This is a genomic window from Pseudomonas sp. DR 5-09 (assembly GCF_001655595.1).
Classification (GTDB): Bacteria; Pseudomonadota; Gammaproteobacteria; order Pseudomonadales; family Pseudomonadaceae; genus Aquipseudomonas; species Aquipseudomonas pharyngis.
On sequence record NZ_CP011566.1, the window covers coordinates 2,948,474 to 2,960,677 of the forward strand.

At 58.1% G+C, this 12,204-nt stretch carries 12 protein-coding genes; 3 read left to right on the top strand and 9 right to left on the bottom strand.

The window, feature by feature from the left end; all coding sequences use genetic code 11:
• Nucleotides 1-182 precede the first annotated feature (182 nt).
• Together PDR5_RS13110 and PDR5_RS13115 are read left to right on the top strand one after the other, a co-directional pair.
• Nucleotides 183-1,292: an efflux RND transporter periplasmic adaptor subunit gene (locus PDR5_RS13110; protein WP_064596079.1), complete on the top strand. Its 1,110-nt coding sequence runs from the start codon at nucleotides 183-185 to the stop codon at nucleotides 1,290-1,292.
• On the top strand, nucleotides 1,289-4,378 hold the full coding sequence (locus PDR5_RS13115) for an efflux RND transporter permease subunit (RefSeq protein WP_064596082.1): 3,090 nt from the start codon (nucleotides 1,289-1,291) through the stop codon (nucleotides 4,376-4,378). Before PDR5_RS13110 ends, PDR5_RS13115 begins: the two co-directional genes overlap by 4 nt.
• A gap of 127 nt (nucleotides 4,379-4,505) precedes the next feature.
• Here PDR5_RS13115 and PDR5_RS13120 read toward each other — a convergent pair whose 3' ends face one another.
• Genes PDR5_RS13120 through PDR5_RS13135 form a run of 4 tightly spaced genes read right to left on the bottom strand, consistent with a single transcriptional unit; the run spans nucleotide 4,506 to nucleotide 7,862 of the window.
• Complete coding sequence (locus PDR5_RS13120; RefSeq protein WP_236190449.1) at nucleotides 4,506-5,063, bottom strand: hypothetical protein; 558 nt, start codon at nucleotides 5,061-5,063, stop codon at nucleotides 4,506-4,508.
• A 16-nt stretch (nucleotides 5,064-5,079) separates the two neighbouring features.
• Nucleotides 5,080-6,081, bottom strand: coding sequence for an NAD(P)H-quinone oxidoreductase (locus PDR5_RS13125; RefSeq protein WP_064596084.1), 1,002 nt, complete (start codon nucleotides 6,079-6,081; stop codon nucleotides 5,080-5,082).
• Nucleotides 6,082-6,414 (bottom strand): carboxymuconolactone decarboxylase family protein, encoded by a 333-nt coding sequence (locus tag PDR5_RS13130; protein ID WP_064596087.1) that lies wholly within the window; start codon nucleotides 6,412-6,414, stop codon nucleotides 6,082-6,084. It lies immediately after the preceding gene.
• 11 nt (nucleotides 6,415-6,425) lie between these two features.
• Nucleotides 6,426-7,862 carry an NAD-dependent succinate-semialdehyde dehydrogenase gene (locus PDR5_RS13135; RefSeq protein ID WP_064596089.1) on the bottom strand — a complete coding sequence of 479 codons (1,437 nt, stop codon included), beginning with the start codon at nucleotides 7,860-7,862 and terminating at the stop codon, nucleotides 6,426-6,428.
• Between the two features lie 239 nt (nucleotides 7,863-8,101).
• Here PDR5_RS13135 and PDR5_RS13140 point away from each other — a divergent pair, with 239 nt between their 5' ends.
• Nucleotides 8,102-9,028, top strand: coding sequence for a LysR family transcriptional regulator (locus PDR5_RS13140; RefSeq protein ID WP_039772208.1), 927 nt, complete (start codon nucleotides 8,102-8,104; stop codon nucleotides 9,026-9,028).
• A gap of 76 nt (nucleotides 9,029-9,104) precedes the next feature.
• On the opposite strand, the gene PDR5_RS13145 is transcribed toward PDR5_RS13140, so the two are convergent.
• From PDR5_RS13145 to PDR5_RS29675, 5 genes are all read right to left on the bottom strand, one after another.
• Nucleotides 9,105-9,356 (bottom strand): DUF2790 domain-containing protein, encoded by a 252-nt coding sequence (locus PDR5_RS13145; protein ID WP_064596091.1) that lies wholly within the window; start codon nucleotides 9,354-9,356, stop codon nucleotides 9,105-9,107.
• A 675-nt stretch (nucleotides 9,357-10,031) separates the two neighbouring features.
• A complete protein-coding gene (locus PDR5_RS13150; protein ID WP_064596093.1) occupies nucleotides 10,032-10,481 on the bottom strand; it encodes a carboxymuconolactone decarboxylase family protein in 450 nt (149 codons plus the stop codon).
• A 232-nt stretch (nucleotides 10,482-10,713) separates the two neighbouring features.
• Nucleotides 10,714-11,763: a tyrosine-type recombinase/integrase gene (locus tag PDR5_RS13155; RefSeq protein ID WP_064596095.1), complete on the bottom strand. Its 1,050-nt coding sequence runs from the start codon at nucleotides 11,761-11,763 to the stop codon at nucleotides 10,714-10,716.
• A 1-nt stretch (nucleotide 11,764) separates the two neighbouring features.
• Complete coding sequence (locus tag PDR5_RS13160; RefSeq protein ID WP_039772214.1) at nucleotides 11,765-12,007, bottom strand: DUF4224 domain-containing protein; 243 nt, start codon at nucleotides 12,005-12,007, stop codon at nucleotides 11,765-11,767.
• Between the two features lie 35 nt (nucleotides 12,008-12,042).
• The gene (locus PDR5_RS29675; RefSeq protein WP_156669328.1) at nucleotides 12,043-12,198 is read right to left on the bottom strand and encodes a hypothetical protein; all 156 of its coding nucleotides are present in this window, start codon (nucleotides 12,196-12,198) and stop codon (nucleotides 12,043-12,045) included.
• Nucleotides 12,199-12,204: the final 6 nt, after the last annotated feature.

Sequence of the window (12,204 nt, forward strand, 5' to 3'; positions counted from 1 at the left end):
CTTAACGAGATTTTCGTGACCATATTACGTAATGGTCACAACGTGTCAATTAAGGCTTAAAAAGGAAATCACGGCATTAATGATAAAAATGGAGCGTCGAATACCTCATGGAAAGTGACTGTTGACGATATTGGTCATAAGGATGAGAATATGATGGTCATCCTATTTCAGTAAGTGAACCTATGCGCCGGCTTCGAATTTCCCCTATTGCCGCATGCCTGTTGCCACTCGCCCTGGCGGCGTGCGGTGATTCCTCATCCGTTGCAGACCCGCGCACACAGGCGCCTTTGGTCAGGTTTACCGCCGTTCAGGCTGCGGTTGACGGTTCCCGCACCTTCACGGGGGTGGTGACGGCGCGCATTCAGGGCGACCTGGGGTTCCGCGTTTCGGGCAAGGTGCTCGAGCGTCTGGTTGACACGGGGCAGAGCGTCAAACGCGGTCAGCCGCTGATGCGGCTCGACCCCATCGACTTGGGGCTGCAGGCACGCGCGCAGCAGGAGTCGGTCATCGCCGCACGGGCCCGCGCCAGGCAGACAGCCGATGACGAAGCCCGCTATCGCACTCTGGTCAGCGCCGGCGCCATTTCCGCATCGGCCTACGATCAGATCAAAGCCGCCGCAGACACGGCCAAGGCCCAACTCAGCGCCGCTGAAGCGCAAGCGGACGTAGCTCGCAACGCTTCCGGTTATGCGGTGCTGGTTGCCGATGCCGACGGCGTTGTGGTGGAAACTCTCGCCGAACCCGGACAAGTCGTCAGCCCTGGACAACCGGTGGTTCGACTGGCGCGGGCAGGGCAGCGCGAGGCCATCGTGCACTTGCCCGAGACGTTGCGCCCCGCAGCAGGATCCACCGCGCAAGCCACGCTCTATGGCGATGCCTCGGGTGCTGTGACCGCGAAACTGAGGTTGCTTTCGGATTCGGCGGACCGCACGACGCGTACGTTCGAGGCGCGCTATGTACTGGAAGGCGCGCTGGCCAATGCGCCGATAGGTTCGACAGTCACCCTCAGAATCGCCGAGGGTTCGACACCTGCCGCATCGTTGCAAGTGCCTGTTGCCGCGCTTTACGACGCGGGTCAGGGTCCTGGCGTGTGGATCATCGCCGGCACCCCGCCAACCGTGACCTGGCGAGCGGTTCGGGTGCTGGGGTTGAGCGACGATTCGGCACGAGTCGCTGGCGATCTCCGGGTTGGCGAACAGATTGTGGCGCTGGGCGCTCACCTGTTGCGCGAAGGTGAAGCAGTAAGAATGCCCGTGCCTGATGCGGCGACCGTTGCCGGGAGTCGTCCATGAGCGAGGGCCGATTCAACCTTTCTGCCATCGCCGTTCGCGAGCGTTCGATCACGGTCTTTCTGATTTTCCTGATCGCCGTTGCCGGCACCCTGGCGTTCTTCCAGCTGGGGCGTGCCGAAGATCCTCCGTTTACGGTCAAGCAGTTGACCGTCATCACGGCGTGGCCGGGGGCGACCGCACAGGAGATGCAGGATCAGGTCGCGGAGCCACTGGAAAAACGCCTGCAAGAACTCAAATGGTACGACCGCTCGGAAACCTATACGCGACCAGGGCTCGCTTTCACGATGGTCTCGTTGCTCGATAGCACGCCGCCCTCGCAAGTGCAGGAAGAGTTCTATCAGGCGCGTAAAAAACTCGACGATGAAGCGATCAAGTTGCCGGCGGGCGTCATTGGGCCGATGGTCAACGACGAGTATTCGGACGTGACCTTTGCGCTGTTTGCCCTGAAAGCCAAGGGCGAGCCGCAGCGTCTGCTGGTCCGCGATGCGGAGTCCATGCGCCAGCGCCTGTTGCATGTGCCGGGGGTGAAGAAGGTCAACATCATCGGCGAACAAGCCGAACGGATATTTGTTTCCTTTTCGCATGACCGGTTGGCGACCCTGGGCTTGTCACCGCAGGACATCTTCGCCGCGCTGAACAGTCAGAACGCACTGACCCCGGCCGGATCAATCGACACCAGCGGGCCGCAGGTTTTTCTGCGTCTCGACGGTGCGTTCGACAAGCTGCAAAAAATCCGCGACACCCCTGTGATCGTGCAGGGGCGGACACTCAAGTTGTCTGATGTGGCGACGGTCGAACGCAGTTACGAAGACCCGGCCACCTTCCTGGTGCGCAATAACGGCGAAGAGGCGCTGTTGCTCGGTGTGGTGATGCGTGAGGGCTGGAACGGTCTTGATCTGGGCAAGGCGCTGGATGCCGAGACCATCAGGATCAATGAGGAAATGCCCTTGGGCATGAGCCTCTCCAAAGTCACCGACCAGGCGGTGAATATCGACTCCGCCGTTGGCGAGTTCATGGTCAAGTTCTTTGTCGCGCTGCTGGTGGTCATGCTCGTCTGCTTTCTGAGCATGGGCTGGCGTGTCGGCGTGGTGGTCGCCGCTGCGGTGCCGTTGACCCTGGCGATCGTGTTTGTGGTGATGGCGGCCACCGGCAAAAACTTTGACCGTATTACCCTGGGGTCGTTGATTCTGGCGCTCGGGCTGTTGGTCGATGACGCGATCATTGCCATTGAAATGATGGTGGTGAAAATGGAGGAGGGCTACGATCGCATCAAGGCGTCTGCCTATGCGTGGAGCCACACGGCGGCGCCGATGTTGTCCGGAACCCTGGTGACGGCGATCGGTTTTTTGCCCAACGGTTTCGCTCAGTCCACGGCCGGCGAATACACCAGCAACATGTTCTGGATTGTGGGCATCGCTCTCATCGCTTCGTGGGTCGTGGCGGTGGCGTTTACTCCTTATCTGGGAGTGAAACTGTTGCCGGACATCAAGGCAGTCGAGGGTGGACATGCGGCGATCTACAACACGCCGCGATACAACCGCTTCCGTCGGATTCTGACCCGGGTCATTGCGCGCAAATGGCTGGTCGCGGGCATGGTTATTACGCTGTTCTTCGTGGCGGCGGCGGGCATGGGCCTGGTGAAGAAACAGTTCTTCCCGACCTCTGACCGTCCCGAAGTCATGATCGAGGTGCAAATGCCCTACGGCACCTCCATCGAGCAGACCAGCGCCACGGCCGCCAAGGTCGAAGCCTGGCTGCGCCAGCAGGATGAGGCGAAAATCGTCACGGCCTATATCGGCCAGGGTGCGCCGCGTTTCTTTCTGGCGATGGCGCCGGAACTGCCCGATCCATCGTTCGCCAAGATCGTGGTGCTGACCGACAGTCAGGAAGCGCGGGAAACCCTCAAGTTGCGTTTTCGTGACGCGGTCGCTCAAGGGCTCGCCCCGGAGGCGCGTCTCAGGGCAACGCAAATCGTGTTTGGTCCTTACTCGCCGTTTCCGGTGGCCTACCGGGTGATGGGGCCTGATCCGGCCAAGTTGCGCGTCATCGCCGAGCAGGTGCGGGGCGTGATGCAGGACAGCCCGATGATGAGAACCGTGAACACTGATTGGGGGCCGCTGACGCCGTCGTTGCATTTCAATTTGGATCAGGACCGTCTGCAGGCAGTGGGGCTGACATCGACTGCGGTTGCACAGCAGTTGCAGTTCCTGCTCAGCGGAGTACCAATCACGGCGGTGCGTGAGGATATTCGTTCAGTGCAGGTCATGGGGCGGGCAGCGGGCGATATCCGCCTCGATCCACAGCAAATCGAAGGCTTCACCCTGGTCGGTGCGTCGGGGCAGCGGGTCCCGTTGTCGCAGATAGGCGAGGTCGATGTGCGCATGGAGGATCCGATCCTGCGCCGGCGTGATCGCACCCCGACCATCACCGTGCGCGGCGACATTGCCGAAGACTTGCAGCCACCGGACGTTTCCAGTGCGCTGCTGAAGCAATTGCAGCCGATCATCGAGAAACTGCCTTCCGGTTACCGGATCGAGCAGGCGGGTGCGATCGAAGAGTCCGGCAAGGCCGGCAAGGCGATCCTGCCGTTGTTGCCGATCATGATCGCCATGACCCTGGTCATCATCATTGTGCAGGTTCGTTCGATCTCGGCGATGATCATGGTGTTCCTGACCTCGCCGTTGGGCTTGATTGGCGTGGTGCCGACACTGCTGATCTTCAATCAGCCGTTTGGCATCAATGCGTTGGTCGGGTTGATTGCACTGTCGGGGATCCTGATGCGCAATACGCTGATTCTGATCGGTCAGATTCATCACAACGCGCAAGAAGGGCTGGATCCGTTTCACGCTGTCGTCGAAGCCACGGTGCAACGTGCGCGACCGGTGCTGTTGACGGCCCTGGCGGCGATCCTGGCGTTCATTCCCCTGACACACTCGGTGTTCTGGGGGACGCTGGCCTATACCCTGATTGGCGGTACGCTCGTCGGCACCGTCATGACGCTGGTGTTCCTGCCCGCGATGTACTCGATCTGGTTCAAGATCCGTCCCGACGCCAGGGCGCCGACTGCAACAGTCAAACCGGTGTAGCGATAAATGCAGGAAATCGAGGCCCGTTCTGGCGGGCCTCTTTGTCCGCGCACGTGAACAGCCTGGCGCTATTGGCTCGTCATTTCCAAACCCCGGAAACGTCCGCGTCAGCCCTTGGTGCCAGAGCTTATGAAATCGTGTACCAGTGGAAATGGATGTACTCGTCTTCATACTCCGCGAACAGTGAAACGATGAAATCCGTCTTCATTGAGTACATCAGCAACGCTCCGACAAAACCTGTCGGCTCATGCAGCGGTTGCTTGAGCGGAGCAATCAAATCAATCGTCCGATCCACAATCATCTGATTGAAAACAGCTTCCGGGATTTTCTCAAACTTGGCGTCGGATACGTGTTGCGGGAAACGGCTGTCACTTTCAGGTCGCCAATCCAGGTACTCCGCCTGGAGCCAGAATTTCAGTCCGTCTTCACCATGTCGTTTGGGTGCGCGAGTTATTCTGATGGTCTCCTGCGACTCAGAATATCGAAAGGCGTCGTTTGGATAGGTGACGTAGTAGAGACCGCGACATTCACTTCGTGCAGCACTACAAATCTGCTGGTCACTCGATAGTTGATCGAAATCGCTTCTGTCGAACATGTAAATACCTGCGTTTACTTCGTGCAATTGGGCTGGAGCGCGCGATGTTAGCAAGATAGTCTTGCCGATTTCTCCGGGAGGCGTCTTCATCCCGTTTTGGCCAGACTCAAAGCAAGTCTTCAGGCTGCATCGTCAAAATGATTTTCCCGACGTTCTCGGAAGACTCCATTCGGCGGTGAGCATCGGCAGCCCGTGATAACGCAAAGGTGCTATCGACGACAGGCTCAAGACTTGCGGCCCCCTCAAAGCGATCAAGCCAGTGCTCGCGGAAGCGCTTGATCATGTCGTGCTTCTCCGGCTGCGTACGCGACTTCATCACCGTGCCGATGATTTGCAAATGGCGGTAAAGAATGTCCTCCAGCGCTACGGTCACGTTGCCGCCTGCGCCGAGGATGCCCACCTGAACCAGGCGACCGCCCTTTGCAAGGGACGCGATGTTGCGTGCGAAGTAGGGCGCCCCGATAAAGTCGATGATGACATCGACGCCGCGCCCCTGGGTTTTGGCGGCGATTACGTCAGCGAAATCCTGCGTCTTGTAGTCGATCGCCACGTCAGCGCCCAAATGCTCGACACGCGCCAACTTGCTGCCGTCGGTCGTCGCATACACCGTGGCACCCGTGGCGTAAGCCAGCTGCACCGCGGCAGACCCGACGCCGCCGGCGGCCGCATGAATCAACACTGAATCGCCGGCCTTGAGCCGAGCCAGATGCATCATCGCTTCATGGGCCGTGACGAAGACCTCGGGAATGGCCGCTGCGTGTACATAGTCAAGCTGCGCCGGGATGTGCATGGCCATGCGGTAATCGATGCGTGCCAGTTCGGCGTAGGCACCGCCTCCGACCACGCCCATGATTCGATCTCCTGCTTCGAACCCCGTCACCGCGCTACCTTTCCCGATCACTTCGCCGGCGATTTCCAGACCGATGATCATTGAGTCGCCGAAATTCGGACGGCCGTACCCACCGGTCCGGTGAGTCAGGTCCGCACGATTCACCCCGGCGGCATAGACACGTACCAGCAGGTCGTCAGGCCGCACTTCAGGATTGGCGACTTCGACGAGTTCAAGGACGTCTGGCGCACCGAATTCTCTGATGTTGATGGCTTTCATTCAGTTGTTCTCCGTTTCGCTGAACGTGGCGTTGGCAATAGCAGAAGCAGTGATGGCGCCAGGGAAGCCCACATAGAAAGCCAGGTGCGTGATCGCTGCCGCCATTTCGTCCTGGGTTACACCGTTGCCAGCCGCGCGGCGTAAGTGGGCAGGCAACTCTTCCGAGTGACCAGCGGCAATCAATGCCGCCACGGTGATCAGGCTACGGTCGCGCGGGGACAGCGCCGGATCGCTCCAGATTTGCGGATAAAGTGTCGAGTCCACGAATTGCGCCAGCTTTGGCGTGAACGCGCGCGCGGCTTCGCGAGGACTGTTGAAGTTGATCCTGGACATGGGCGAGCTCCTTAAACCTGGCTGATGAATTTGTGGGTGAGATAGTGCTCGATACCTTCAATGCCACCTTCGGAGCCGTGACCGCTTTCTTTCATCCCGCCGAAGGGGAGCTCGGTAGCGACGATGCGGTATTGGTTGATCCCGATCATCCCGGCCTCCAATCCGTCCGCGACGTCAATGGCAGTGCGAGCGCTGGAGGTGAACGCGTAGGCAGAGAGGCCGTAGGGCAGGCGGTTGGCTTCTTTCAAACCATCAGCCAGTTCATCGAACGGCATCAGTACGGCGATGGGGCCGAAAGGCTCTTCGTGCATCACGCGGGCATCCATCGGCACATCCGCCAGAACCGTGGGTTGGAAGAAGTAGCCTTCGCCTGACAAGGCTTCACCACCGACCAATACCCGTGCACCTTTTTCGACGGCGTCGGCGACCAGTTCTTCCATCTTTGCCAATTGCCTTGGGTTGGCCAACGGTCCGACCTGGGTGTCAGGATGCAAGCCGTCGCCGATCCGCAGGGCCTGGGTCGCAGCGACAAAGTGATCAACGAAGGCTTGATAGGCACCACGCTGGATCAGAAACCGAGTGGATGAAATGCACACTTGCCCGGTCCCGCGAAACCGATTGGCGACACCTTCAATGGCGGCTTTTTCAATGTCGGCATCTTCGAATACCAGAACCGGTCCGTGCCCACCCAGTTCGAGGGTGATGGGCTTCACGCCTTCAGCCGCTCGTGCAGAGAGCAGGCGCCCGATGGGCACCGAACCGGTGAACGTCACTTTGCGGATGATCGGCGAGGCGATCAGATGGCTGGACACTTGATCCGGTACGCCAAAGACCACTTGCAGCACACCCTTGGGCAATCCTGCATCGTCGAGTGCACGCGCTAGGGCCAGCGCTGTGGAGGGGCTTTCTTCACCTGGCTTGAGAATGACGCTGCAACCCGCAGCCAGCGCTGCCGCGAGTTTGCGTGCCGGGGTGATGGCCGGGAAGTTCCACGGCGTGAATGCGGCCACCGGGCCGATGGCTTGGCGTTTGACCAGTTGCAGCACGCCTGGTCGATTGGCCGGGACCACACGGCCGTCGATGCGCCGGGCACTTTCGGCGAACCATTCGAAATACTCCGCCGCGCGGGTCACTTCATCCAGGCTTTCACCCAGCGGTTTGCCTTCCTCCAGGGTCATCTGCGCAGCAATCTGCGGTGCACGTTCGAGGATCAGGTCGGCGGCACGTTTGAGAATTTTTGCGCGTTTGTCGGGCACGGTTTGGCGCCATTGCTCGAAGCTCAGGCGAGTCACTGCCAGAGCATGATCAAGGTCGTCTGCGGTGGAGAGTGGGACGCGTCCGATTTCCCGGCCGGTTGCCGGGTTAACAACGGCGGCAGTCTCGCGCCCTTCGGCGTTGAGCCATTCACCACCGATGAAAAGATAAAGCGGATCGTAGGAAGTCTTCATGATGTGGCCTTCAGTTGGTTGTGAGATTCGTATGAAGCTCGGTGCCTGATGGGCTGTACTGCAAAGCCTGATCAGGAAGCTTGTGCAACCAAGTCTATGGAAGGAGGGCCCGTTGATTTAGTCGGGCCAAAGGGAATCATTGTTGTCTGCAGAGGTAATATCGGGCTGCGGGCCGACCGTGTAGCATCCTGAAAAAAGCGGTTATCACGGGTGTGCGCCAGATCCACAGGAAGGTCGCGATGGATAAGCTTTCGAACATGTCGGTGTACATAAAGGTTGTCGAGATGGGCAGTTTCACGGCCGTGGCCAATCATCTGGACTCCACGGTCGGTAACGTATCGCGTGCTGTATCTGCGCTTGAAAACGTGCTCGACGCACGTCTGTTGCAGCGCTCGACGCGGCGCCTGTCGGTCACCGATGCGGGGCGACGGTTCTATGAGCGCTGCACGAAAATTCTGGCTGATCTGGAAAGTGCCGAAGCCGAAGCCAGCAATGCGGCGCTGGAGCCTCGGGGAACACTGCGGGTGCATTGCGTCCCCGGGTTGGCTCGGCATCTGGTCACGCGGGCCGTGCTGGATTACCGCCAGCAATTCCCGGATGTGTCCGTGGATTTACTGCTTTCGCAACGCATGCCTAACCTGCTGGAAGACCAATTGGATGTCTCGATTCTGATCGCCCGAGCGCTACCCGATTCCGCATACGTCAGCCAAAAGATCGGTGTCAGCCATTGTGTTCTGGTGGCGTCGCCAGACTACTTGGCCCGGCATGCGCCTCTTGAGACGCCTGAAGATCTGCGTGATCACCAGTGTTTGCTGCTGGGTACGGTGGACTATGCGCGGGATGAGTGGCAGCTCAAAAGCAAGGCGGGGGACGCGACATTTATCCCGACAGGGCCGAGTTTCAGCGTCAACGATATGGATGCGATGGCGCTTGCCATTCGAGAGGGTGCCGGGATTGGCTTGCTGGCCGGTTTCACGGCCATCGACGATCTGCGCTCCGGCAAGCTGGTGCGGGTTTTGCCTGACTACCATACCTACGAGCGTAACGTGTATGCCGTCTATACCTCGCGACAGTTCGTCGATGCAAAAATCACGCGTTTCATCGAAACGTTGAAAGATCAGGTTGGCAGTCAGCTGGCAGCCACGGCCAAAGCACTTATCGGTTGAAACGCTGCGGGGCAGAAAGGTATTTGCGCCTCGATGAAGCAACTTCCCGAGGCGCAATGATCGGCGAACAGGTTACTTAGCCCTGGCTGCACCGGCCCATGACCTTATAGGCCAGTACGTGTTGTTTGCCTTGCGAATCCTGGTAGGTCATGTGTGTCGGTACGACTGCACAAATATCCGGCACCGGGTCTTCAGAGATGACCTTGGCGACATCAAGGTGGGTGCCGTAGCCATATTGCTCGACCTGTTGATTCTTGGCATTACCGTCCTGTGCCGCTACCACAGAGCTGAAGCCCAAGAGTGCGACGATGATCATTGCAGTTTTCATGATGAGATTCCCTGAAGTAAGTGTGATCTTGCTGGCAGGACGAACTTTAGGCTCGAGGGGTTTGTGGAAACAGGAGCGAATCAGGGAAAGACTTTTCTACATTCCAAACACAATCGTCAGGTTTCGGACGTCAGAACGCTTGATTTTGGGACTGTCGGCTTTTGACTGAAAACCGCATGTTGAAGACAGCTGCCTCCCTCAGTTGCGAGGTGGAGGAACTAAATTTTTTTGGGGGCGCGCGCAGCCGTGTCGGAAGAGCAGGGGGGCGGAAATGACCGAAAAGATGCGCAAACCATCCTGAGGGAGAGGAGTAAAATTCCCGGATGCCAGAAACGACAAAGCCCTGAATAATCAGGGCTTTGTCGTACATAAGATGGCGGAGGCGATGGGATTCGAACTCATGGACCTGTTACAGTCGACGGTTTTCAAGACCGTTACATTGACGCAATCAGGCTGCGGCTTGTAGCGATTTTTCGTCCCATTACTTTCATTTTTCAGCACCTCTACAGACCGCATTCTACAAGGGGCCTGCTTCGAGTTATGGAACGAATTTTCGGGCTATTTCGATGGTTTGGCTATGGCACCGATCCGATGGTAAGCCAGATCGGTGATGTCGCCTTCGGCGTGAACCAGCAGCCTTGCCTCACCGGGCAATCGGGATTATCTGAAGAGTGATTAAGCCTTGGCAGCTGGCTTCAGCCTGAAAGTGACACCCATACGGTTGAATGCATTCATGGCGGCGATTGTCGCGGTCAAATCGACTAGATCTTTAGCTGTAAATACGGCGGAGGCAGCCGCATATGCGTCGTCGGATACGTGGGTTTCTCCAACCCGAGTCACTTCTTCAGCCCAAGCCAGCGCAGCACGTTCCTGATCGGAAAATAGATATGCTGCTTCGTGCCAGACCGGCACCATAAGGACTTTATCCACCGACATGTATTCTTTGATGAGATCGCGAGAATGCAAATCTATGCAATAAGCGCATCCGTTGATCTGCGATACCCGAAGAAACACCAGGTGGATTATTGAAGGCGGTAGGTCCGTACCCGTGGTGACGTAATGATGCAAACCGGTCATGGCTTTTGCTGCACCAGGAGATACTTCGAACCAATTTTCGCGAGACATTAGAACTCCTCCAGATTGAGTAGATAGACAAGCTAAGCTTTTGAAAGTGCTTATTTTGTTGACTCTAAAGGCTATGTTTGGTGGGGTGTAGATCCAATTTTATTATTTTTTATTAGTCCATTTTTGGAAGGACGGGGATTCCTGAGAGTTGTGAAAACGCTACCAATACTTATCAGAGATGCAGATCACACTCAAAAGGGGCCAGCTTCGAGTGATCCAACCGATATTCGGGCTATTTTGATGGTTTGGCGATGGCGCCGACACGGCGGTAAACCCGCTCCGTGATGTCGCCTTTGGTGTGCCCCAGCAGCAGACTCGCCTCGCCGACGTCGGTGATTTCCGATGCAGCTTTTGGCCGAATATCTCGGAATTGAAAGCCGCCGATCTTGGCTGCAAACAACTCGTCGCCGACTTCAAGCGCTGCCGCTTTCGCCTTTTCTCGAGCAGCATCCCAGCGCTTTCTCAGCATTGTGGCTGTCATCCGTTTACCGCTCCGGTTGATGATCAGGTAACTCGAAAGGTGCTGGGCATTTCGCTCTGTGATTGCCGCGATCAGCTTGCCCAGGCTGTTTAATTCCCCGCCGGCCGTGATCTGGATTCGAAGCTTCTTTTGAGTCTTGTTTTGCTGAACGGTCAGATACCCGCCTTCAACATCATCCTTCCTCATGACCAGCACGTCTGCCGGCCGCTGGCCGGTCAGATATGCCAGGTCCATCGCTTCTTTCAGCTCTTGAGCTGCCTTCTTGTACACCGCCTCCCAAACCACGTCATTCGCGTAATAATCCCTCGGCGTTTCCTTATTCTTGCGCACACCCTGGCAGGGGTTTTCCTTTGTCGTCAGGCCCCACTCCCGGGCAATGTTGAAAATATGGGAGAGGGTAGCGATTTCGCGGTTCGCCCGAACCTTTGCCGATCGTGCATCTCGATATCCGGCAATCGTCGCCGGAGTGATCGAGTCAATCGGAGCGCTGTCGAACATCGGCCGCAACTGCTTGATCTCTGCCAGGTTGTCCTTTTGTGTGCGGGGCGCCTTCTTCGGCACCACGTCGCGGATGTACCGATCGAAGATGCCTTTCATGGTGCGCAGGTCGAGCGGCTTTTCCTTGGCTTCCAGCTCGGCCCACTTCAACCGGGCTTTGTCGAGATCCTTGCCCAGCGGTATGTCTTTGCCGAGCAGGTCACGGTAGTAGTAGGCTGTCCAGGTGGTGCCGTTCTTGCGTTTTCGGGATCGTTTGTACATCCGAGGTGGCAGGTGATGATGCTCGGTCTTGCGGGGGCGCATATCAGTTCACTCGCGAAAAGTCTGGCGTCCATGCCGGCGCGGCCGGCGGTGGGTTCGGGTCGGCAATGGTAGGGCTGATCATGCCCAGCTTCATGCGGGCGTACATGCGGCCCACCAGCGGGCGCTTGCCCCGGCTTTCGACAAACACCCACTGGCGATCAATCAGCCAGCGGCGTTGGTAGGCCCTGGCCTTGTAGCCGGTGAGTTCGGCCAGTTCCTCGTCAGAGAGGATTTCGGTTTCCATGGGATTCTCCACGCCGCCGGCGGCGGCAGAAGGTTTTAATGAAGGGTCACGCTGTCCTGCCCTGGGGCGATGGCGCGAGCCTGTTGTTCGGTGCGGAAGGACATGTGCTGTTTGGTGCCGTTGCAGTCAGCGATGACCCACCAGAAGCCGCCGAAGTGGTGCGGGCCCTTGATGATCTTCGTGATGGTCATGGCGCA